This window comes from Streptomyces olivoverticillatus, assembly GCF_014203555.1.
GTDB classification, from domain to species: domain Bacteria; phylum Actinomycetota; class Actinomycetes; order Streptomycetales; family Streptomycetaceae; genus Streptomyces; species Streptomyces olivoverticillatus.
This window is the reverse complement of sequence record NZ_JACHJH010000003.1, coordinates 527,686-548,231: the sequence shown is the minus strand read 5'-3', so window position 1 is coordinate 548,231 and position 20,546 is coordinate 527,686. Positions and strand designations below refer to the sequence as shown.

General features: G+C 73.1%; 20 protein-coding genes. 13 read left to right on the top strand and 7 right to left on the bottom strand.

Features of this window, described 5'->3' with window-relative positions:
- Positions 1-189: 189 nt before the first annotated feature.
- A complete protein-coding gene (locus FHS39_RS13155) occupies positions 190-1,815 on the bottom strand; it encodes an AMP-binding protein (protein WP_184349500.1) in 1,626 nt (541 codons plus the stop codon).
- A gap of 153 nt (positions 1,816-1,968) precedes the next feature.
- Here FHS39_RS13155 and FHS39_RS13150 point away from each other — a divergent pair, with 153 nt between their 5' ends.
- The 5 genes from FHS39_RS13150 (at position 1,969) to FHS39_RS13130 (ending at position 6,338) form a co-directional block, all read left to right on the top strand.
- Positions 1,969-2,772, top strand: coding sequence for a crotonase/enoyl-CoA hydratase family protein (locus FHS39_RS13150; protein WP_184349499.1), 804 nt, complete (start codon positions 1,969-1,971; stop codon positions 2,770-2,772).
- 17 nt (positions 2,773-2,789) lie between these two features.
- Entirely contained in the window at positions 2,790-3,746 is a 957-nt protein-coding gene (locus FHS39_RS13145) for a Zn-ribbon domain-containing OB-fold protein (RefSeq protein WP_184349498.1), read from the top strand.
- Entirely contained in the window at positions 3,743-4,807 is a 1,065-nt protein-coding gene (locus FHS39_RS13140; protein ID WP_343069549.1) for a thiolase domain-containing protein, read from the top strand. The genes FHS39_RS13145 and FHS39_RS13140 overlap by 4 nt, the downstream gene beginning before the upstream one ends.
- Positions 4,804-5,970 (top strand): thiolase domain-containing protein, encoded by a 1,167-nt coding sequence (locus tag FHS39_RS13135; protein WP_184349496.1) that lies wholly within the window; start codon positions 4,804-4,806, stop codon positions 5,968-5,970. Before FHS39_RS13140 ends, FHS39_RS13135 begins: the two co-directional genes overlap by 4 nt.
- A 128-nt stretch (positions 5,971-6,098) precedes the next feature.
- Positions 6,099-6,338, top strand: a complete 240-nt coding sequence (locus FHS39_RS13130; RefSeq protein WP_045932624.1) for a DUF397 domain-containing protein — start codon at positions 6,099-6,101, stop codon at positions 6,336-6,338.
- 13 nt (positions 6,339-6,351) lie between these two features.
- On the opposite strand, the gene FHS39_RS13125 is transcribed toward FHS39_RS13130, so the two are convergent.
- Complete coding sequence (locus FHS39_RS13125; protein ID WP_184349495.1) at positions 6,352-7,074, bottom strand: leucine-rich repeat domain-containing protein; 723 nt, start codon at positions 7,072-7,074, stop codon at positions 6,352-6,354.
- Positions 7,075-7,124: 50 nt separating this feature from the next.
- Here FHS39_RS13125 and FHS39_RS13120 point away from each other — a divergent pair, with 50 nt between their 5' ends.
- The gene (locus FHS39_RS13120; RefSeq protein ID WP_184349494.1) at positions 7,125-7,523 is read left to right on the top strand and encodes an ACT domain-containing protein; all 399 of its coding nucleotides are present in this window, start codon (positions 7,125-7,127) and stop codon (positions 7,521-7,523) included.
- A gap of 76 nt (positions 7,524-7,599) precedes the next feature.
- Positions 7,600-8,100 carry a hypothetical protein gene (locus FHS39_RS13115; RefSeq protein ID WP_045932646.1) on the top strand — a complete coding sequence of 167 codons (501 nt, stop codon included), beginning with the start codon at positions 7,600-7,602 and terminating at the stop codon, positions 8,098-8,100.
- Between the two features lie 81 nt (positions 8,101-8,181).
- Here FHS39_RS13115 and FHS39_RS13110 read toward each other — a convergent pair whose 3' ends face one another.
- Together FHS39_RS13110 and FHS39_RS13105 are read right to left on the bottom strand one after the other, a co-directional pair.
- On the bottom strand, positions 8,182-10,176 hold the full coding sequence (locus tag FHS39_RS13110) for an N-acetylmuramoyl-L-alanine amidase (protein WP_425507773.1): 1,995 nt from the start codon (positions 10,174-10,176) through the stop codon (positions 8,182-8,184).
- Positions 10,177-10,488: 312 nt separating this feature from the next.
- On the bottom strand, positions 10,489-11,592 hold the full coding sequence (locus tag FHS39_RS13105; RefSeq protein WP_184349492.1) for an aminoglycoside phosphotransferase family protein: 1,104 nt from the start codon (positions 11,590-11,592) through the stop codon (positions 10,489-10,491).
- Positions 11,593-11,825: 233 nt separating this feature from the next.
- Between FHS39_RS13105 and FHS39_RS13100 the strand changes: the two genes are divergently transcribed.
- On the top strand, positions 11,826-13,310 hold the full coding sequence (locus tag FHS39_RS13100) for a DNA-binding protein NsdB (protein WP_184349491.1): 1,485 nt from the start codon (positions 11,826-11,828) through the stop codon (positions 13,308-13,310).
- Positions 13,311-13,339: 29 nt separating this feature from the next.
- On the opposite strand, the gene FHS39_RS13095 is transcribed toward FHS39_RS13100, so the two are convergent.
- The gene (locus FHS39_RS13095) at positions 13,340-14,833 is read right to left on the bottom strand and encodes a PP2C family protein-serine/threonine phosphatase (protein ID WP_184349490.1); all 1,494 of its coding nucleotides are present in this window, start codon (positions 14,831-14,833) and stop codon (positions 13,340-13,342) included.
- Positions 14,834-15,166: 333 nt separating this feature from the next.
- Between FHS39_RS13095 and FHS39_RS13090 the strand changes: the two genes are divergently transcribed.
- The 4 genes from FHS39_RS13090 to FHS39_RS13075 all read left to right on the top strand — a co-directional run bounded on the left by FHS39_RS13090 (position 15,167) and on the right by FHS39_RS13075 (position 18,248).
- Positions 15,167-16,594 (top strand): HEAT repeat domain-containing protein, encoded by a 1,428-nt coding sequence (locus FHS39_RS13090; RefSeq protein ID WP_184349489.1) that lies wholly within the window; start codon positions 15,167-15,169, stop codon positions 16,592-16,594.
- Between the two features lie 91 nt (positions 16,595-16,685).
- The gene (locus FHS39_RS13085) at positions 16,686-17,270 is read left to right on the top strand and encodes a hypothetical protein (protein ID WP_343069548.1); all 585 of its coding nucleotides are present in this window, start codon (positions 16,686-16,688) and stop codon (positions 17,268-17,270) included.
- 109 nt (positions 17,271-17,379) lie between these two features.
- Positions 17,380-17,571, top strand: coding sequence for a DUF5302 domain-containing protein (locus FHS39_RS13080; RefSeq protein ID WP_045932632.1), 192 nt, complete (start codon positions 17,380-17,382; stop codon positions 17,569-17,571).
- Between the two features lie 257 nt (positions 17,572-17,828).
- A complete protein-coding gene (locus tag FHS39_RS13075) occupies positions 17,829-18,248 on the top strand; it encodes a hypothetical protein (protein ID WP_184349488.1) in 420 nt (139 codons plus the stop codon).
- Between the two features lie 71 nt (positions 18,249-18,319).
- On the opposite strand, the gene FHS39_RS13070 is transcribed toward FHS39_RS13075, so the two are convergent.
- Together FHS39_RS13070 and FHS39_RS13065 are read right to left on the bottom strand one after the other, a co-directional pair.
- On the bottom strand, positions 18,320-19,225 hold the full coding sequence (locus FHS39_RS13070; protein ID WP_184349487.1) for a hypothetical protein: 906 nt from the start codon (positions 19,223-19,225) through the stop codon (positions 18,320-18,322).
- 156 nt (positions 19,226-19,381) lie between these two features.
- The gene (locus FHS39_RS13065) at positions 19,382-19,711 is read right to left on the bottom strand and encodes a DUF6233 domain-containing protein (protein ID WP_184349486.1); all 330 of its coding nucleotides are present in this window, start codon (positions 19,709-19,711) and stop codon (positions 19,382-19,384) included.
- Positions 19,712-20,045: 334 nt separating this feature from the next.
- Here FHS39_RS13065 and FHS39_RS13060 point away from each other — a divergent pair, with 334 nt between their 5' ends.
- On the top strand, positions 20,046-20,528 hold the full coding sequence (locus FHS39_RS13060; protein ID WP_045932636.1) for an NADH-quinone oxidoreductase subunit B family protein: 483 nt from the start codon (positions 20,046-20,048) through the stop codon (positions 20,526-20,528).
- Positions 20,529-20,546: the final 18 nt, after the last annotated feature.

The window sequence follows — 20,546 nt, the reverse complement described above, 5'->3', positions numbered from 1 at the left end:
CCTAGGACAGGGGGGCGGGGATCGCACGGCGGACTCAGTGAAGGGCGCCGCGGCCACCACCGCCCCAACGCCTGCGAAGGCCGCCGTGTCCACTTGCCGCACACGAGGTGTCCCGTCCGTCAAGACACGGCAAAGCCGCGGGCGCCGGAAGAGCCGCGAGCGGCATGATGTCACGGGCTCGGCGCGCCCTCACTCCGGGGCGTCGGGCGCCTCGGCCACCGCCCGCGCCCAGCGGTAGTCCGCCTTGCCGCTCGGCGAGCGCCGGATGCACGCGGCCAGGACGACGCTGCGCGGCACCTTGTAGCCCGCGAGGTGGGCCCGGCAGTGCGCCTGGAGCACGGCCAGGGTCGGCGGGTCCGCCCCCTCGCGCGGCTGGACGACGGCCGTGACGCGCTGTCCCCAGCGGGCGTCCGGCACGCCCGCGACCAGCACGTCGTAGACGGCGGGGTGCCCCTTGAGCACCTGCTCGACCTCCTCCGGGAAGACCTTCTCGCCCCCGGTGTTGATGCACTGCGAGCCGCGCCCGAGGACGGTGACCATGCCGTCGGCATCGACGGTCGCCATGTCCCCGAGCAGCACCCACCGCTCGCCGCCCCTCTGGAAGAACGTTTCGGCGGTCTTGCGGGGGTCGTTGTGGTAGCCGAGCGGCACATGGCCGCGCTGGGCGATCCGGCCCACCGCACCGGGCTCCACCGGCCGGTGGGTGACCGGGTCCACCACGGACGTACGGTCGTTGACCCGCAGCCGGAAGCCGGTGCCGGGCTCGCCCGTGGCGGTGCCGTTGAAGCCGGACTCCGAGGAGCCGAAGTTGTTCAGCAGCGCCACCGAGGGCAGCAGCCGTGCGAACTGGGCGCGGACGCTCTCCGAGAGGATCGCCCCGGAGCTGCTCACGCTCAGCAGCGACGAGCAGTCCGTACCGCGCATCGGCCCTTCGAGCGCGTCCAGCAGTGGCCGCAGCATCGCGTCCCCCACCAGCGAGACGCAGGTGACCCGCTCCCGGGCGAATGTCCGCAGCACCTCCTCGGGTGCGTACTTGCGGTGCAGGACGATCCGCTGGCCGTAGCCGAAGGCGATCAGGGCGGTCAGCATGGAGGTGCCGTGCATCAGCGGCGCGGTCGGGAAGAAGACCAGCCCCTCGCCGCCCGCGGCGACCCGCTCGGCCAGCTCGCCCGGCCGCTTCACCGGCTCCCCGGTGGGTGCGCCGCCGCCGAGGCCGGAGAAGAAGAGGTCCTCCTGCCGCCACACCACGCCCTTGGGCAGCCCGGTGGTGCCGCCGGTGTAGATGACGATGCGGTCGTCGCCGGAGCGCCGGCCGGCCGCCCGCCCGGCCGGGCCGGAAGCCTCGGCCTCGGCGAAGGCGACGGGCGCGATGTGCGGCTCGGGCGCGGACGCCGGGGCGGTGCCCACCCGGACCAGGTGGCGCAGCTGGGGCGCCCGTGGCAGGGCCGCCGCCACCCGCGCGGTGAAGGAGGCGTCGAAGACCAGCGCCACCAGGTCCGCGTCGTCGTAGAGGTAGGCCAGCTCGTCCTCCACGTACCGGTAGTTGACGTTGACGGGGACGGCCCGGATCTTCAGGCACGCGAAGAGGGACTGCAGGTACTCGACGCCGTTGTAGAGGTGCAGCCCCACGTGCGCGCCCGGCCGGACTCCGCTGTCGTACAGGTGCCCGGCGAGCCGGTCCGCCGCCGCGTCGAGCTGCGCGTACGTCAGCCTGCGCTCGGCGCCGTCCCCGGGCAGGGCGAGGTGGACCAGCGCCTGTCTGCCGGGCACCATGCCCACGACCGACTCGAAGAGATCCGCGAGGTTGTAGTCCACGGCCGTCATTAGAGCGCCGACCGCCGGAGGGGGGAAGGGAGGTCCGGGCAAAGAATCTGACGTAGCGTCAGAAAACTATTGAACCGCGCCCCCGCCTCCTGCACCCTGTTCTGGGCCTGGGACCGACCGACGACCGCCAGGGGAAGGACAGCCATGGCCGGCACCGAACACCTCACCGTCGAGCGCGTCGGAGCAACCCTCGTACTCACCCTCGACCGGCCGGAGGCCAGGAACGCCCTCTCCCTGCCGATGCTCGTCGGCCTCCACGACGGCTGGATGCTCGCCGACGCCGACGACGCCATCCGCAGCGTCGTCCTCACCGGCGCGGGCGGCGCCTTCTGCTCCGGCATGGACCTCAAGGCCCTCTCCGGGCACGGCACGGACCCGGGCGACCCCGTGCGCGCCCGGCTGAAGGCCGACCCCGACCTGCACTGGAAGGCCATGCTCCGGCACCACCGGCCGCGCAAACCCGTCATCGCCGCCGTCGAAGGTCCCTGCGTCGCCGGCGGCACCGAGATCCTCCAGGGCACCGACATCCGCATCGCGGGCGAGAGCGCCACCTTCGGCCTGTTCGAAGTGCGGCGCGGACTGTTCCCCATCGGCGGCTCCACCGTCCGCCTGGCCCGCCAGATCCCCCGCACCCACGCCCTGGAAATGCTCCTCACCGGCCGCCCCTACCCGGCCGCCGAGGCCGCCCGGATCGGGCTGATCGGCCACGTCGTCCCCGACGGCACGGCGCTGGAACGAGCGCTGGAAACCGCCGCACTGATCAACGCCAACGGCCCGCTCGCCGTCGAAGCCGTCAAGGCCTGCGTCCACGACACCGCCGCCCTCAGCGAAGCCGACGGCCTCCGGCTCGAACTCGAGCGTGGCAGGCCGATCTTCGACACCGCCGACGCCAAGGAAGGCACCCGCGCCTTCGCCGAGAAACGCCCCGCCGTCTACCGGCGCGCGTGAAGGGAGACCGGCCGCCGATGCCCGGACCCACGCCCGAGACCCTCACCGCCCCCCTGGTCGTCGAGTTCCCCTTCACCCGCTCCCTCGGCCCCGTCCAGAGCGCGTTCCTCACCGGCCTGCGCGAGCGCACCGTCCTGGGCGTGCGCACCCGCGACGGCAGGGTGCTCGTACCGCCCGTCGAATACGACCCCGTCACCGCCGAGGAGATCCGCGACCTCGTCGAGACCGCCGCCACCGGCACCGTCACCACCTGGGCCTGGAACCCCGCCCCACGCCGCGGGCAGCCCCTGGCCACCCCCTTCGCCTGGGTCCTCGTCCGCCTCGACGGCGCCGACACCGCACTCCTGCACGCCCTCGACGCGCCCGGACCCGACGCCGTCCATACCGGCCTGCGCGTGCGCATCCGCTGGGCGGTCCGCCGGACGGGCGCCATCACCGACATCGCCTGCTTCGAACCGTACGACAGCCCGGCCGCGCCCCGGGCCACCGCGCACTCCGGCGCCTTCGCCGACCCGGTCACCGGCATCACCACCTCCGCCCGGCTCGACTACACCTACACCCCCGGCCGCGCCCAGACCCGCTACCTCACCGCCCTCGCCGGGCGCCGCATCCTCGGCGAGCGCTGCCCCGCCTGCCACAAGGTCCACGTCCCGCCCCGCGGCGCCTGCCCCACCTGCGGCACCCCCACCGACGAACAGACCGAAGTCGGCCCGCGCGGCACCGTCACCACCTTCTGCGTCGTCAACATCAAGGCCAAGGGGCTGGAGATCGACGTGCCCTACGTCTACGCCCACATCGCCCTCGACGGCGCCGACCTCGCCCTCCACGGGCGCATCGCCGGCATCCCCTACGACCGGGTGCGCATGGGCATGCGCGTCGAGCCCGTATGGACCGAAGGCGCCCGCCACCCCGACCACTACCGGCCCACCGGCGAGCCCGACGCCCCCTACGACGCCTACAAGGAGCTGCTGTGACGCGGGACGTCGCCATCGTCGCCTTCGCCCAGAGCGACCACCGCCGCCGCACCCCCGAGACCTCCGAGGCGGAGATGCTGCTGCCCGTGCTCCGCGACGTGCTCGACCAGGCGGGCCTGGACCCCGGCACCCCCGGCTTCACCTGCTCCGGCTCCTCCGACTACCTCGCGGGCCGCCCCTTCTCCTTCACCATGGCGCTCGACAGCGTCGGCGCCTGGCCCCCGATCGCCGAATCCCACGTGGAGACGGACGGCGCCTGGGCGCTCTACGAGGCCTGGGTCAAGCTCCTGACCGGCGAGGCCGACACCGCACTCGTCTACGCCTGCGGCAAGTCCTCGCCCGGGGACCTGCGCGCGGTCCTCACCCGGCAGCTCGACCCCTACTACGTCGCCCCCCTGTGGCCCGACCCGATCGCCCTCGCCGCACTCCAGACGCAGGCGCTCATCGACGCCGGCGCCACCGACGAGCGCGCCCTCGCCGGCATCGCCGTACGCAACCGCCGGGCCGCCACGGCCAATCCGCACGCCCAGCTCCAAGGCTCCGCCCCCGCCGAGCGCCTCCTCGAAGCCGACCACCTGCTGCGGCCGCTGCGCACCCACGACGCCCCGCCCATCAGCGACGGAGCGGCCGCCGTCGTCCTCGCCGCCGACGACACGGCACGCCGCATCTGCCCGCGCCCCGCCTGGATCCGCGGCATCGACCACCGCATCGAACCCCACGGCCTCGGCGTGCGCGACCTCACCGACTCGCCCTCCACCCGGCTGGCCGCCGAGCACGCCGGCGCCTTCACCGCACCCGTCGACACCGCCGAACTCCACGCGCCCTTCACCGCCCAGGAAGTCGTCCTGCGCACGGCGCTCCGGCTCGGCGACGACGTCCTCGTCAACCCCTCGGGCGGCGCGCTCGCCGCCAACCCCGTCATGGCCACGGGCCTGATCCGGCTCGGCGAAGCCGCCGCCCGCATCCACCGGGGCGCCTCGGACCGGGCGCTGGCCCACGCCACGTCGGGGCCGTGCCTCCAGCAGAACCTCGTGGCCGTACTGGAGGGAGAGCGCCCGTGAGCAAGGAACCCGTCGCCGTCGTCGGCATCGGCCAGACCCGGCACGCCGCCGCCCGCCACGACGTCTCCATCGCCGGACTGGTGCGCGAGGCGGCCGTCCGCGCCCTCGACGACGCGGCCCTGACCTGGGCGGACGTCGAAGCCGTCGTCATCGGCAAGGCCCCCGACTTCTTCGAGGGCGTCATGATGCCCGAGCTCTACCTCGCCGACGCCCTCGGCGCCACCGGCAAACCCATGCTCCGCGTGCACACCGCCGGCTCCGTCGGCGGCTCCACCGCCCTCGTCGCCGCGAGCCTCGTCGCCTCCCGCGTTCACCGCACCGTCCTCACCCTGGCCTTCGAAAAGCAGTCGGAATCCAACGCCATGTGGGGGCTCTCGCTGCCCGTCCCCTTCCAACAGCCCCTGCTGGCCGGGGCCGGCGGCTTCTTCGCCCCGCACGTACGGGCGTACATGCGCCGCAGCGGCGCACCCGAAGGCATCGGCACGCTCGTGGCCTACAAAGACCGCCGCAACGCCCTGCGCAACCCCTACGCCCACCTGCACGAGCACGGCATCACGCTGGAGAGGGTGCGCTCCTCGCCCATGCTGTGGGACCCCATCCGCTACTCGGAGACCTGCCCCTCCTCCGACGGCGCCTGCGCCATGGTCCTCACCGGCACCGCCGGCGCGGCGCGCGCCCCGCACCCGCCCGCCTGGGTGCACGGCGGCGCCATGCGCAGCGAGCCGACGCTCTTCGCCGGCAAGGACTTCGTCTCGCCGCGGGCGGGCCGCGACTGCGCCGCCGAGGTCTACCGGCAGGCGGGCGTCACCGACCCGCGCCGGGAGATCGACGTCGTCGAGATGTACGTGCCGTTCAGCTGGTACGAGCCGATGTGGCTGGAGAACCTCGGCTTCGCCGCGGAGGGGGAGGGCTGGAAGCTCACCGAGTCCGGGGCGACCGAAGCGGACGGGGATCTGCCGGTCAACCCCTCCGGCGGCGTCCTGTCCGCCAACCCCATCGGAGCCTCCGGCATGCTCCGCTTCGCCGAGGCCGCACTCCAGGTGCGCGGCGCGGCCGGGGAGCGCCAAGTGCCGGGCGCGCGACGGGCACTTGGGCACGCGTACGGCGGGGGTGCGCAGTTCTTCTCCATGTGGCTGGTGGCGGACACCCGCCCTACCACCTGAAGCCGGGTGTGTGCAGGCAGTTCACTGCTTTTCGCCGGTGCCCGGCGGACCCGGCGTCGGCGGCCTGTCCGGCACCGGCGCCGGTCGCTAGGGTGTGTCCGGGTAGGCGAACCGGGAGGAGCGCGGACGTGGCGGAGAGCACGACTGAACGACTGGCAGGCGAAGTGAAGCCGGACCTCGACCTCGCCAACGCCACCTGGCAGTCGAGCGGGCAGGGGCGGCGGGGGAACGTGCAGATCGCCTTCGTCGAGGGCTACATCGCCATGCGGGACCGGCGCGAGCCGGACGTCCCGGCGGTGATCTTCTCGCCGGGCGAGTGGCGCGCCTTCGTCCTCAAGGCGCGCGACGGCGCCTTCGACCTGACGTAGCGCCCTTTCGGCCTCAGTGCAGGACCACGCACCCGCGCGCCGCCAGCGCATCGAGCAGCCCGGTCGCGGGTGCGAGCGGATTCCACCGCAGGTCGAGCTTCTCCAGCGAGGGCAAGTCCGCGAGCCAGTGGGGGAGTTCCGTCAGGCGGTTCGACCGCAGGTCGAGGCAGCGCAACAACGGCAGCCCGCGCAGCGCCTCCGGCACCGAGCCGAGCGCATTGTCCCGCAGCTCCAGCATGCGCAACTCACCCAGCGCGGCGAGGGATTGCGGCAGGCCCGTCAGCACGTTGCCGCGCAGCCACAGCTCGCGCAAGTGTGCCAGGCGGCCGAGGGCATCGGGCAGACGGGCCAGCCGGTTGTCCTGGGCGCGCAGCTCCACCAGGGCGTTCATGCCGCCGAGTTCGCCGGGCAGTTCGCCCAGCCTGTTCCCGCCGACGTTCAGATAGCGGAGCGCCGTCAGGCGCCCCAGGGCGGCGGGCAGTGTGGCGAGCCGGTTGTCGTGCAGGTAGAGGAAGCGGCTCAGCCCGGTCAGGTCCCCCAGTGCTTCGGGCACGTCCGTCAGCGCATTGTGTCCGAGGTCGAGCGTGTGCAGGTCCGTCAGTTGGCCGATGCGCGGCGGCAGCTCGGTCAGTTCGTTGCCGGCCACGATCAGCACGCGCAGGCCTTCCGACTGCCAGACGGCGTCGGGTATCTGCGTCAGCCCGTGGTTCCAGTAGTCGAGGGTGCCGGTCGCCATGGCCGGACTGTATCCGCTGTGCTGTCGGTGCCCCCGCGTAGGATGGCTGCGTGGCAGGAGAACGCGATCTGAGAAAGCTGCTCGGCAGCATGCGGCCCCACCTCGATCCCGGCCGTTTCGTCTATGCCGTGGTGGACGGTGGCGTGCCCGAAGGCGTCCGTCCGGTGGTCACGGTGGCGGAGGAAGAGGGGCTCACCCTTGTCGTACGGCAGGAGGATGCCGACGCGGCGGGGCTGGAGTACTCCTACGTGGCCGGGCGGATCACCCTGCGGGTGCACTCCGCGCTGGAAGCCGTCGGGCTGACGGCGGCCGTGGCCCAGGCCCTGGCCGAGGCCGGGCTGAGCTGCAACGTCGTGGCGGGCTTCCACCACGACCACCTCTTCGTGCCCTACGAGCGGGCCGCCGAGGCCGTCGGGCTGCTGGAGCGCCTCGCCGCCCGGTACGTCTAGACGTGCACCCGGACGCGCACCGCCCGAGCGGGTTCCCCGGGCGCGTGCGGTGGGGAGGGGCACGTACGATGTGGGCATGTCGTTCCTCCGCCGCCGCAGCGCCGCCACCCCGACCGGGCCGGACTTCGACGTCCTCGCCATGGACCCCGGGGACTGGCCTGGCGACCTCGGGGCCGGGCTGCTGCCCGCGCCCGACGGAAGCTGCCAGGGGGTCTTCCTCCGCTACGACCTGTTCGGCGGGCGCGGCCCGGCGATGATCATCGGCAACCTCCCCGAGGGCTCCCCGGCGCGGGAGCTGTCCGAGGGCCAGGTGCCCTTCGAGGTGGCGCAGCTCCTGGCCGCGCTGGGCAACGACGAGCCGGTGCAGGTGCTGGAGACCGAGGACGTGCCGGTCATGCACGAGGACAACCTCCTCATCGTGCGGCGGCTGAAGTGCTCCGAGGGCCGGATCTCCTGCACCCAGTTCGACCGCAGCGACGGCGTGCTCGTCACCATCGCCAGCTGGGACCGTCCGATCACCGACGACCTCTACCAGCTGCTCAAGCCGCTGCCTGCGGAGATGTTCCAGGCCGGCTAGCGCGCCCGCGCGCCCCGCACTGCGCAAGGAGCCCCGGCACGACTCGTCGTGCCGGGGCTCCTGCCGTCTGCCGCGGCCGGTCTACCGGCCCGAGGGTCTGACCGACACGTCGGAGGCCTTGACGAAGGCCACCCGGTGCCCGAACTGGATCTCGTAGTAGACGTCCTTGCCCCGGACCACCCGGTGCCCGGCGGGCTCGAAGGTGGTGGCCCACAGATACTCGCTCGGCGACGTCTGGCCGAGGACGTAGGCCTGCCCGGCGAGCAGCTTGTACGGCAGCGGCGTCACCGTCTGCACCGGCACGCCCGCGGGGTAGGCGCCCGCCTCGGGGTAGGCACGCCCGTAGACCGGGATCTCGCTCAGCCCGGCCCTCGGCGTGACCAGCTTGCCGCGGGCGCCCAGGGTCACCGGGTCCCACCAGGGGTTGCGGAACCAGGCCTTCTGCCCCAGGTACCAGATCGCGGTCCAGCCGCGCAGCCGGTCGGCGACGGCGAACTGCTGCCCGGTGGAGGCGCGGGCGCCGGTGTCGTTGACGTCGGTGGTGGACGGGCTGCCGTCCGGGCGCAGGCCGATGTCCCGGATCAGCGGGGCGTCCTCCCGGGGCTCGGTGTAGAGCCGGACCGCGCCGGACCCGTGCGCGGGGCACGGCTCGTTCGGCCCGGTGCAGCCGGTGTAGGCCGTCTCGTTGTCCTCGTAGTCGGGCCGGATGGTGACCATGGGGGCGAAGGGGCCCGCCGTCGGCCGGAACGGCTTGCCCATCAGCTCGAAGTAGTGGTCCCAGTCCCAGTACGGACCCGGGTCGGTGTGCATCCCCTTGATCGTGGACGGGACGGTGCCGGGGACGTTGTCGTGCCCCACGATGTGCTGGCGGTCCAGCGGGATGCCGAGCTTCTGCGCGAGATACCGCACCAGCCGGGCGGAGGTGCTGTACATCTCCTCCGTGTACCAGGCGTCGGGCTGGGCCAGGAACCCTTCGTGCTCGATGCCGACCGACTTGGCGTTCACGAACCAGTTGCCCGCGTGCCAGGCCACGTCCTTGGTCGGCACATGCTGGGCGATGTGCCCGTCGCCCGAGCGGACGGTGTAGTTCCAGGAGACGTACGCCGGATCCTTTATCAGCTTGATCGTCGTCTCCCAGGTCCCTTCGGTGTCGTGGACGACGATGAAGTCGACCTTCTGCGACGCCGGCCGGTCGGCGAGGTCGTGGTTGCCGTAGTCCTTCCCGTCCAGCTGCTGGTAGGGCGCCGGGATCGACTCGCACGCCACCGAGCGCGGGCACTCGACCCCGGTGTCCGTGACCGTGCCCAGCTTGAGCTGCCCGATCTGCTCGGTGCGCGGCGCGAGCTGAGGGCTCGCGGCGAGGGTGATGCTCTGGCCGGTGTCCGTCGTGCGCCGCCGCCCGGTGCGGATCGCGTCGAAGACGTCATGGGCGAAGGTGGTGGCGGTGGCGGCGTCGGAGGCGCCCGAGTAACCGGCCACGGCGCCGTACCAGTCGGCGGGGTCGGCGCTCAGCGGCAGGCCCAGCCGCTTCTGTTCGGCGGCGAGCAGGGCCGCGCCGCCCTGGACGTTGGCCGCGGAGCTCTCCCGCAGGGCCTTCGCGGACAGCCCGGTCAGCGAGGCGGCCCGCTCCAGGGTGCGCAGCCTGGCGGGGAGGGTGGCGGGCGCCGGGAGGGCCGTGCGCGGGACGGCGTGCGGGCGGCCGGCGTCCCCGCGGGCGTCCTCACCGGCATCGCTGTGGTGCGGCAGGGCTGCCAGTGTCGTGGCGGCATCGGTGAGGTGCATGGGGCCGTAGCCGCCGGTGACGCTGGGCGCACCACCGTGGGAATCCCACCGGGATTCGAGATAGGAGAGCCCGAGCAGCACGCTCAGGGGCACCTGGTGTCCGGCCGCGGCGGCCGCGAACTCCTTCTGCAGGGTGTCGCTGTGCGGCTGCGCGGCGGTGGCGGCGGGGTGGGCCGAGACCATGGGGAGCAGCAGGGCGGCCGACGCGGCGGCGCCGGCCGCCCGCAGGTAACGGCGGCTTCTTCGTGAGCCTCTCCGGGGTGCGTTCCGTGATTCCGGTGCGGATCCTCGCAATGCGGCCTCCTCAGGACGGGCCGTGCCGTGCGCTGGAGTGATGGATATGCGATCAGGCCTGCGGACCGAACTTACCAAGATCAACCGGCCGAGCAGACGATCCGTCAATCCCGCTGGGGGTGGCGGTCATCAGACTGCGGTGGCGGTGTGACGCGCGTCAACGCCCACGACGGAGGGATTCCCGTCGTGGGCGTGTGGCGGCACCGACCTGTCGGCCGCCTTCCCCGGGCGTGGCAATGGCCCCGAACGGGGGAACGCCGACACGCCGCGCGAGTTGGCCGCGCGGCGTGTGGACGCTGGAGGATCAGGAGCTCAGCGCGTGCCGACGGCGGCCCGCACGGCCCGCCGGGCCATGGCGCAGTCGTCGTGCAGGCGGCGCAGCACCAGCCGCTGCTCCTCACCCGATTCGGCGGCGCCGGGCGTCGCCGGTTCGTGCATGGCGCGCTGGACCGCCGTCTCGTACGTCCGGATCTCACGGGTGAGCACCAGCATCAGGTTCACCAGAAAGGCGTCACGGGACGTCGGCCCCGCGGCCTGTGCATGCTGGCTGATCTGACGCCGGGCCACCGGGGCGTCCCCGAGCACCGTCCACAAGGTGGCCAGGTCGTACCCCGGGAGATACCAGCCGGCGTGGTCCCAGTCGACCAGCACCGGTCCGGCGGGCGAGAGCAGGATGTTGGAGAGCAGGGCGTCGCCATGGCAGAACTGGCCCTGCACATGCGCCAGGCCGTGCAGCAGCTTCTGCAGGTCACCGAGGTCACGATCGGTGAGCAGACCCAGCTCGTGGTAGCGGGCGATGCGCTTGCCGTAGTCGAGCGGCATGTCGAACATCCCGGCCGGCGGCCGCCAGAGGTTGACCCGGCAGATCGCACCCAGCGCCGCGCGGACGTCCGCGCGGGGGATGGTGTCCACCGGATGCCGCTGGACGGCGGCCGGGCGGCCGGGCATCCGCTCGATGACCAGAGTGCAGCTTTCGGGGTCGGCGGCGATCAGCCGGGGCACCCGGACCGGCGGGCGGTGCCGGACGAACGCGCGGTATGTGGCTATTTCGTGCTGGAACCGCTCGGTCCAGGCAGGGGAGTGGTCGAGTAAACACTTGGCCACGGCCGTGCTGCGACCGGTCGTGCCCACCAGCAGGATCGAGCGGCTGCCCCGGCGGAGCACCTGGACGGGGTTGAACTCGGGGCAGATGCGATGAACCGAAGAGATCACCGTACGCAGCTGCGCGCCCTGGGGGCCGGACAAGTCGATTCTCCCGCTGAGCGGTTGGGCGCCGATCCCCGGAGCCTTCCGCGCCCGTGCGCCCCCGAACGCGGCCCCCACGGCATGGGAGGGGTCGAGGTACGGCCCGCTGCCGCTCTGCTGGGGGCGGAGCGGCCGGGGCGGAGCGGACACGGAGGTCGATGCTGCATACATGGGCGGAACAGATCCCTTCGTGTCGGCGAATTACGGCGCTTCCCGGCCCCCGGCCCGTCGAGCACCCTGGGGAATGCCGACGGCTCCGGATGGTCGGGGTTGCGCGTTCCTACATCACACTGGACCGCGGGTGGCACACCATGTGGCGCACCCTGGCGAACCCTGGCGAATACTCGCTTGGCCCATGACCGCCCGAGTACCTTCAAGTCAGCCGAGGAACCTGGGGGCTTGACGTGACGAGGGAACCCAACACCCGCCTGGCGGACCTGTTCGGCCTGGCCGGATGGTCCAAGGGCGAGCTCGCGAGACTAGTGAACCGGCAGGCGGCGGTCATGGGCCATCCGCAGCTGGCGACCGACACCTCGCGGGTGCGGCGCTGGATCGACATGGGGGAGTCCCCCCGCGATCCCGTGCCGAAAGTGCTGGCCGCCCTCTTCACCGAGCGCCTCGGACGTGTCGTGACCATCGAGGACCTCGGGTTCGGCCGGCGCGGGCGTGCGGGCAAGGGGCAGTCCCCCGACGGGCTGCCGTGGCCACCCGAGCGGACCGCCGCGGTCCTCACCGAATTCACGGGAATGGACCTCATGCTCAACCGACGCGGCTTGGTGGGCGCGGGCGCCGCGCTCGCCGCAGGCTCAGCAATCACGGGCGCGATGCACGACTGGCTGCACTCCGATCCGGTCCTCGCTTCCGACGCCCCCCGTTTCGACGACCCCCTGCGGTCGACCGCCCATGCCGATCCCGCCGGCTTCGACCGCTACGAGGCGGCCCCGGTGGGCTCGACGGAGATCGACGCCCTGGAGCGCTCGGTCGAAGTCTTCCGCCTCTGGGATGCCTCCCGCGGCGGCGGGCTGCAGCGCAAGGCGGTGGTCGGCCAGCTCAACGAAGTGGGCGGCATGCTCTCCTACCGCCACCCCGAGCACCTCCAGCGCAGGCTGTGGGGCGTCGCCGCGAACCTCGCGGTGCTCGCCGGCTGGATGTCGCACGACGTGGGCCTGGAGCCCACCGCCCAGAAGTACTTCGTGATCGCCGCCCACGCGGCGCGCGAGGGCGGCGACCGGCCGCGCGCGGGCGAGGCACTCTCGCGCTGCGCCCGGCAGATGGTGCACCTGGGCCGGCCCCAGGACGCCCTCGATCTGATGAAGCTGGCCAAGTCCGGCGCCGGCGACGAGGCGCTGCCGCGCACCCGCGCCATGTTCGCCACCATCGAGGCCTGGGCCCAGGCGTCCATGGGGCGCAGCCAGGCGGTGCACCGCACCCTGGGTGAGGCCGAGGAGCTCTTCGTCTCGGACAAGACGGACGTGCCGCCGCCGTGCTGGATGCAGCTGTTCAACGAGGCGGATCTGCACGGCATGCAGGGGCTGGTCTACCGCACGCTCGCCGAGCACGACCCGGCGGCGGCGGGCATCGCCCAGCGGCATGCCAAGGCGGCGCTGGAGATGCGCGAGGACGGCCGTCAGCGCTCCACGATCTTCGACCACATCTCGATCGCCTCGGCCTGCTTCATCGCCGACGACCCCGAACAGGCCGACCGGTACGCGCGGATGGCGCTGCTGACCATCGGGGACACCTCCTCGCACCGCACCTGGGACCGGCTGCGCGAGATGTACCGGCTCACCGGGAAGTACGCCGGCTACCCCAAGATCGAGGACCTGCGGGAGGACATCAAGCGGGCGCTGCCCAAGGGGCGGGGCAAGAAGGGAACCGCGTCCGTGTGAGAGGCGGCGCTATGAGGTGAGGGGCGGCGCTACGAGCCGATGCACGCGATCAGCACGCACGCATCGTCCTTGCGCTCCCGGCCGCCGCACTCCTCCAGTACGGCCCGTACGCACTCCTGGGCGTTCTTCGCCGCGGCGAAGCGGGGTGCGAGCTCCAGCAGCCGCCCGGTGTCGGGACGCGCCGTCAGCCCGTCGGTGTGCAGCAGCAGGACGTCACCAGGGCGCAGGGCCTCTTCGGCCTGCGCATAGGCGGCATCGCTGACGGCGCCGAGCAGCACCCCCTCGGGGGGCAGGAGCCGCTGCCCCGTCCCGTCGCGGAAGAGCAGCGGGGCGGGGTGGCCGGCCTGGGCCCAGACCATGGTCCGGGTCGCCGGGTCGTAGCGGCAGCAGACCGCGCTGCCCAGGGCGGGCTGCACGGAGGCGTCCAGGAGGTGATTGAGCCAGCCCATCAAAGGCCCCGGCTCGGCGCCGGAGACGGCCATGCCGCGCACCGCCCCGAGCAGCATGGCCATGGTGGACGTGGCGGTCACGCCGTGCCCGGTGAGGCCGCCGACGGTCAGCAGGGTCTGCCCGCCGGGCAGCCGCATGGCGTCGAACCAGTCGCCTCCGACGAGGCTGCTGGTGGCGGAGGGCAGGTAGTGGGCGGCCAGGTCGAGGGCGCCGACGGCGTCGCGGGGGTCCGGGACGCCCCGGGCGGCCTTCTCCTCGTGCGGGAACCGCAGGGAGCCGCGCCATGGTGGCAGCACGGCTTCCTGCAGCTCGACCGCAAGCCGGTGTTCCGTCTGCGCGATCTGCCGCCGGCGCTGCGCCGAGTCACGGGTCTCGTGCACCGCCTGCTGGCTGCGCCGCAGCTCGCTGACGTCGCGGAGGACGGCCCACATCGAGGCCGTACAGCCGTCGGCGTCGAGCACCGGCTCGCCCATCATGTGCACCGTGCGCAGCGATCCGCCGCCGCTCACGATGCGGAATTCGCCGTCGATCGGCTTCCCGTCGACCAGACAGTCGGTGACCAGGGCGGTCAGCAGCTCCCGGTCCTCCTCCAGGAGGCAGGAGGGGAGCTCGTCCAGTGTCAGGGCGCCGTCCTCGGGGCGGCGGCCGAAGAGCTCGAAGAGCTCCTCGGACCAGGTGACCTCGTCGGTGAGGAAATTCCACTCCGCACTGCCCACCCGGCCGCTTGCCGGGGCGGCGGGCGGGGCCTGGCCCACGGCCTGCTCGGGGAGCCGCGGCGCGGTGAGCGTGGCGGCGCCCGCGGCACCGGCCGCGGCGAGCTCCGCCGCGGGCAGGCCCTGGCGCAGCTGCCCCAGATGCTCCCCCAGGTTTTCCGCGTGGTGCGCGGCCAGCTCGCACAGGGCGCGCTGCCAGCGCAGCTGCGGATCGCCCGAGCGCTCCGCGTCGGCCGCGGTCTCCCGGCGGACGGCGTCGATGCCGCCGCGCAGCCGCTGCGTCTGCGAGATGAGCGCGTCGACAGGGCCGCTCTCGGGCGGCTCGGCGGCGGAACGATCCGCGGGCAGTGGGGACGGCATACGTACTCCGATACAGGCGCGGCGCGGCCGGCTCCGGGGTCCGCCGGTCCGGCCGGTGGGAGGTCTGCTGTGACGACTCTTGCACAGTGAGCGAGGGCCCGTAAGGGATTTGGCAATACCCGATACGGTGGTGCTGAGGGCATATGCCCGGGGCAGGACTGCGACAAATCCGACACGGCTCCGCGGAATACGCCACTCCGGGTAGGCTGCGGGGCGCTTGGGAAAACCCCTGATTCCACGGTTCACCAGGCGTAACACCAGTGGACACCGGCAAGAATGCCGGACGACGGAAATCCCGTTGCCAGCCGACTCCCCGCACCGGATGCTGACCCCATGTTCGATCCAGACATAGCGCCCAGCGGCACCCTGCTCGGCCTCCTCCAGCGAGGCCGCGGCGACGGGACCCTGCATGCCCTCGCGGCGCCGCGGGCCGAGGCGCTCGCCGCGCTGAACCACTGCGTGCTTCGCGACCCCCGGCACGACTGGCAGGTCGAGAACCGCTCCCTTTACTACGCGCGCCTGTACCTGGAGCTCGACGGCGGACTCGGCGAGATCGAACAGCACCTCTTCCACATGGACGACCTGTTCGACACCGCCGAGGAGCGCACCGGCCTGGCCCTCGCCGTCCTCGGCCACCTGGCCTCCTACGGCCGCGACGACGCCCTCGCGCTGCTGCGCCGCTACGCCGCCACCGGCGGCAACTGGGCCTGGGCCCTCGACGAGCTCGCCCTGCGCGACGACGACGCGGCCCTGACCGCCCTCGGCGCATCCGTCCTCGCCCGCTTCCCCGCCGGCCCGGAGGGCGAGTCCGCCCTCGCCGCCGCCGTCCGGGACGCCTTCGAGCCCCGGCCCTGGCGGCTGTGGGCGGAGGACCGGCGCTCACCCGCCACGGCCGCCCGCGTCCGCGCCGCACAGGAGCAGGGCTCCTTCGACCGCTGGCAGCGCCAGCTGCGCCCCTCCGGCCCCCGGCCGGGCTGGAGCGTGCGCGAGGTCCTCGACTGGGCCCAGGAGGGCCTGGCCCTGCATCCGACCCAGCACCGCCACGTCCCGGCCACCCGCTGCCTCACCGCGGTCGCCGGGCCCGAGGACCGGCTGGAGATCATCGAGGCCGCCGCCTTCGGCCCCGAGGCCGCCCGCGCCACCGCGCTGCGCTACCTCGCCGAGCACCACGACCCCCAGGCGCTCGACCTGATCGAGACCGCCGCCGCGGACCCGAGCGGCCTCGTCGCCGAGGCCGCGGTCACCGCCTTCGAGCGGATGCGCAGCACGGCGGCCCTCGAGCGCGCCCGTGCCTGGATCCACCGCACCGACGCCCTCGGCGCCGCCGCGGCCGGGATGCTCGCCTGCCGGGGCGCGCAGTACGACTGCGCGCTCGTCCTCGCCGCCCTGCGGCGGACCGTGCGCTCCGAAGGCTGCGACGCTCCGGTGCTCTGGGATCTCGTCGACGGGGCCGGGCGGCTCGCGATCACCTGTGCCGCCCCGGTGCTGCGCCACGTCTACCGCGAGACGGCCTCCTCCCATCTGCGCGGCCGGGCCGCACGGGCCCTCGCCGCCACGGATCCGTCCTTCGCCGCCGGTTTCGCCGTCGAGTGCCTGTGGGACTGCGAGGAGTCCACCCGCGAGCTCGCCGCCCATCACGCCACCACGGCCGACGCCCGCGTCGTGGAGCAACTGCGCAGGCTGGCAGCCGATCCGGCGGAGGAGGCCGAGGTGCAGACCGCGGTCCGCAGCCGCTTCGAACCGGACGCCCCGGCCGTGTGAGCCGGCCTGGATGGTCTTGAGGATCCGGATGATCTTCAGGGCGGCGGATCTTTAGAATGTCGGGGTCCGCACCCCGACTTCCAGGAGCGACGTGCCAGTTCAGCACGGATCCACAGCATCCGTCCCCCGCCGGGCCGCCCTCGGCGGTTCCCTGCTCGTCCTGTCCGCCGCGCTCGTCCTCCCGCTCTGCACGAGCGGGGTGGCCGAGGCCCTGCCGCAGCCCGCGGCGGCCGGCCGTGCGGCGTTGCCCGCCCCGGTGCGGATCACCGAGGGACAGGTCGCGGAGACCGGCCCGGGCGGCACGATCGTCTATCCCAGCGTGACGAGCTGTCTGACCATCACCGTCCGGCTCCGCGACGGCTCCAAGGTCGGCGCGCACGCCAGCCTCTTCCAAGTGCCGGGCGAATTGCGGTCGGACGAGATCCTCGCCGCCGTCAAGCGCCGTATGGCGCGCCGCCCGGTCGCCGCCGTCGAGGTCCGGGGAGCCGTCGGGGCCTGGTACCCCGGCTACTTCACCAAGGCCATCGAGAGCTACGGCGAGGGCGAGAGCGTCCCGTACCCGCAGCGGCCCGACCCCGACGGTCTGGCGCGCGCGGTGGCCGCCGGCCTCGGTCTGCCCAAGGCGGTGCGGGTGAGCGTCGAGGACGTACCCGACGGCGACCAGACGGTCACCTGACGCCACCACCCCGGCGGGCCGCGCCGCAGGTCCGGGGCCATAATTGGCAGAACCGTGACAGCCGCATGTGCGAAGCTGTGACGAACGCCCGGATGATCAGGAGGCTTTGATGACGGACAACCCGGCCGATGGCCAGAGTCGCGAAGACGATGTGAAACGCAAATTCCGTGAGGCGCTGGACCGTAAGCGCAGCCACGCTTCCGAGGCGAACGCGAGCGGCCAGAGCCGCGACGGATCCAAGATCCACGGTACTCACGGGAAGGCGGGCGGCCAGCGCTCGTTCCGCCGCAAGAGCGGCTGACCGCCCCTCCCCGGCACGGCCGGCGACGCCCCGCGACAGCGTGGTGCGGCGCCGGCCTTTTTGGCTCTTCTTCCCCGTCCCGCACGGTGGTTTGCCCAGCGGCAGCCCCCTTGTCCGCAGTGCCGGGATGCGCCCGGTGTGCCGGGCGCCGGTGATGCGCCCTGCTGGGCGCCGCGCGGCTGTGCCGATAATGGAGGCGCCCCGCGGCCCCGCAGGGCATCGAGAACAGTCATCAGCACCAACCCATGGGGGCGTGGATGAAGAACGCACAGCAGAACGACGGACGGTACCGAGGCCGCCTGGCCCGCAGGGTGTCCGCCCTCATCGCCCTGACGCTGGGGGCCGCCCTGCTGGCCACGCCCGCCTCGGCCACGAGCGCCCCCGCCCCCGCGGCGGCCGTCGCCGCCGCGACGGGTGCGGGCACCGCCGCGGTGACGACGGAAGCGGCCGGTGCAGCGCAGGGCACGGCCACCACGGTGGCGCAGCACACGCACCACGCTGCGGCGGCTCACCACAAGCTGGCGGCCAAGGCCAAGAAGAAGAAAAAGAAGGGCTTCTTCAGCAGGCTCGGCAAGGCCCTGCTCATCATCGTCATCGTCGGCGTCCTCATGGTGGTGGCGCTGATCGTCCTGGCGATCTTCCTGATCAGCCGGGCCTTCCGGCGCCGCCGTTCCTGACCGTCACGTCCGGGCCGCCCGCGCCGCCCGGCTCCGGGAAGGAGCCGGGCGGCGGGCGGACTCCCGGGCGTTCAGCTGGTCTTCGCCACCCACGTCAGGGCCAGCCACGGCGTGGCTGCCGCCGCACAGGCCAGCGCCCAGCCCGTGTCCGTGGCCGGAAAGCCGATGAGCAGCGGCACGATGAGCGCCGCACCGCACGCGAGGACGGCCGCGGCCGGCAGGTGCACCCACGGTTCGAAGCGGCGGGAGCGCCGGACGCCGGCCTCGCGCCGGTGCAGGGCGATGGCCGTGACGAGCCCCGCCGCCAGGGCGACGATCCAGATGGCCGGGAGCGCGATGACGCGCCCGGCGAAGGAGCCGATGTCGTTCTCCGGCACCTGGCGCACGCCGAGGCCGGGCTGCTTCGGCGCGTACCGCAACCGCAGTGTGGCGCCGGCCTCCGGCTGGCCGTGGGTGCGCACCCCGTCGAGGGTGACCTGCCGGGCGCCGGAGGTGAAGGGCACCCTGACGACGACCGTCGACTCGTACTCGTCGGTGCGGCCCGCCTCGGGATCGGCCGGGTGCGGCCTGCCCACGACCCGCTGGACGGGCAGGTCGTACGCCATGCCGCCGGCCCGTTGGACCCGGGCCTGCCAGGCGCCGTCGCCGCCGTCGGGACCGACCCCCTGGCACAGGGCGGCCGCGCTGGTGAGGGCGATGCCGAAGCCGAGGACCCAGCAGAGCAGATGCGAGGAGCGGGCTTCGGGCCAGGGCTCGTGTCTCCTGCGCCACGTCTTCTTGCGTAACGCCGTGCGTCTGCGGGCCCGTACCAGGGCCGAGGCCAGGATCCAGCACAGCGCGCACGCGGCGGTCGCGCCGAGCAGCCACAGCTGCTGCCGCTTCGGCGGCAGTTCCCGGTAGGGCACCACCGCAACCAGCACGGTCGCGTACCCCACGAGCAGCGTTGCCCACCCGGTGAGCCGCGTCCATATCCTCATGCCCTGTATCCCCCCGGGCCACCGTATTCGATCTTGACGGGGAGAGGGTAATCGGTGCAATCACGTCACATGCCGTCAGGTGGCGGCACATGCCCCGACGGCCTCCGCGCCGGGTGCCGAGGGGGTCTCGGCAACGGCCCGGTACGGAGGCCCCGTTCAGTCGACGGGGACCAGAAACCGCTCCGGCTGACAGGCGTCGCACGGCCGGACCTCGTGCGTGGCGACCTGGTCACGGGCCTCGGCCGTGGTCAGGGTGTCCTCCTCGCCCTTGGGCACCCAGCAGCCCGCGTGATGCAGTTCCTGCAGGGTCCCGCCGGACCGGCGGTGCACCGTGACCGGCCATACGGCATCTTCGAGATCGTGCCGCCACTCGCCTTGGAGGCGCTGGAGTACGACATCGCGCACCCATTCGCGCGAGGAATAGCCGACTTCTTGTGCAGCGGCCTCAATACGGACGATTTCGTCATGGGTGAACAGCTGCTCCATGACGCGGGACAGTAGCAGCGGCAAGCCGTGCGCGACGCGGGTTCCGTGCGATGGCCCACGGTGCTGACCTGCGGGTTGGTGCACGGACCGGAGAGGTTTCGGCCGTCACGGCGAAGCTCCCGGCAAGTGAAGCCCAGCTCTGGGGCCTTTTATCGCACTGGCATAGGACAAGCGGCTATGCGGAAGAGGTGTGCCCCGATACCGCTTCCACCCGGGTCTTGGCCAATCCGTTATCACCTGTCCTCGTGAATGCCGCGCCGTAACCCGACGGGGGGTGCGGACCGTTTACCTCTCATCGCCACGTCATCCCGGCGCTGAGGTACAGGGAGTCCGCATGAGCCTGCTGCGCAAGATCCAAGACACCGGGCGGGTGGCGGAAGCGGCACCGCCCCGGCCGTCCGGCGATCCGCCGCGCGCCGCCCGCCAGTTGGGCGGTTCCGCCCACGTGCGCTGCATCGACGCCGGGTCGTGCAACGGCTGCGAGATCGAGATCGCGGCGGCCTTCGGCCCGGTGTACGACGCCGAGCGGTACGGCGCCCGCCTGGTCGCCTCGCCCCGGCACGCCGACGTCGCCCTCGTCACCGGCCCGGTGACGCGCAACATGGCAGAGCCGCTGCGCCGCACGGTCGCCGCGATGTCCCGGCCCCGCCTGGTGGTGGCGGTCGGCGACTGCGCCCTGGACTGCGGGGAGTTCGCCGGCGGACACGGCGTCGAGGGCGCCGTCGCCGACGTGGTGCCCACCGACCTCCAGGTGCCCGGCTGCCCGCCCCCACCGGAGCGGATCGTCGCGGCGCTGCGCGCCGTTACCGGCAGGTGAGCGGCGTGCCGGAAGACC

Bases quoted from the DNA above. Each gene is read 5' to 3' on its own strand.
- FHS39_RS13150 (WP_184349499.1), top strand. From the start codon at position 1,969: ATGGCCGGCACCGAACACCTCACCGTCGAGCGCGTCGGAGCAACCCTC.
- FHS39_RS13145 (WP_184349498.1), top strand. From the start codon at position 2,790: ATGCCCGGACCCACGCCCGAGACCCTCACCGCCCCCCTGGTCGTCGAG.
- FHS39_RS13125 (WP_184349495.1), bottom strand. From the start codon at position 7,074: ATGGCGACCGGCACCCTCGACTACTGGAACCACGGGCTGACGCAGATA.
- FHS39_RS13115 (WP_045932646.1), top strand. From the start codon at position 7,600: ATGTCGTTCCTCCGCCGCCGCAGCGCCGCCACCCCGACCGGGCCGGAC.
- FHS39_RS13105 (WP_184349492.1), bottom strand. From the start codon at position 11,592: ATGTATGCAGCATCGACCTCCGTGTCCGCTCCGCCCCGGCCGCTCCGC.
- FHS39_RS13095 (WP_184349490.1), bottom strand. From the start codon at position 14,833: ATGCCGTCCCCACTGCCCGCGGATCGTTCCGCCGCCGAGCCGCCCGAG.
- FHS39_RS13090 (WP_184349489.1), top strand. From the start codon at position 15,167: ATGTTCGATCCAGACATAGCGCCCAGCGGCACCCTGCTCGGCCTCCTC.
- FHS39_RS13080 (WP_045932632.1), top strand. From the start codon at position 17,380: ATGACGGACAACCCGGCCGATGGCCAGAGTCGCGAAGACGATGTGAAA.
- FHS39_RS13075 (WP_184349488.1), top strand. From the start codon at position 17,829: ATGAAGAACGCACAGCAGAACGACGGACGGTACCGAGGCCGCCTGGCC.
- FHS39_RS13070 (WP_184349487.1), bottom strand. From the start codon at position 19,225: ATGAGGATATGGACGCGGCTCACCGGGTGGGCAACGCTGCTCGTGGGG.
- FHS39_RS13065 (WP_184349486.1), bottom strand. From the start codon at position 19,711: ATGGAGCAGCTGTTCACCCATGACGAAATCGTCCGTATTGAGGCCGCT.
- FHS39_RS13060 (WP_045932636.1), top strand. From the start codon at position 20,046: ATGAGCCTGCTGCGCAAGATCCAAGACACCGGGCGGGTGGCGGAAGCG.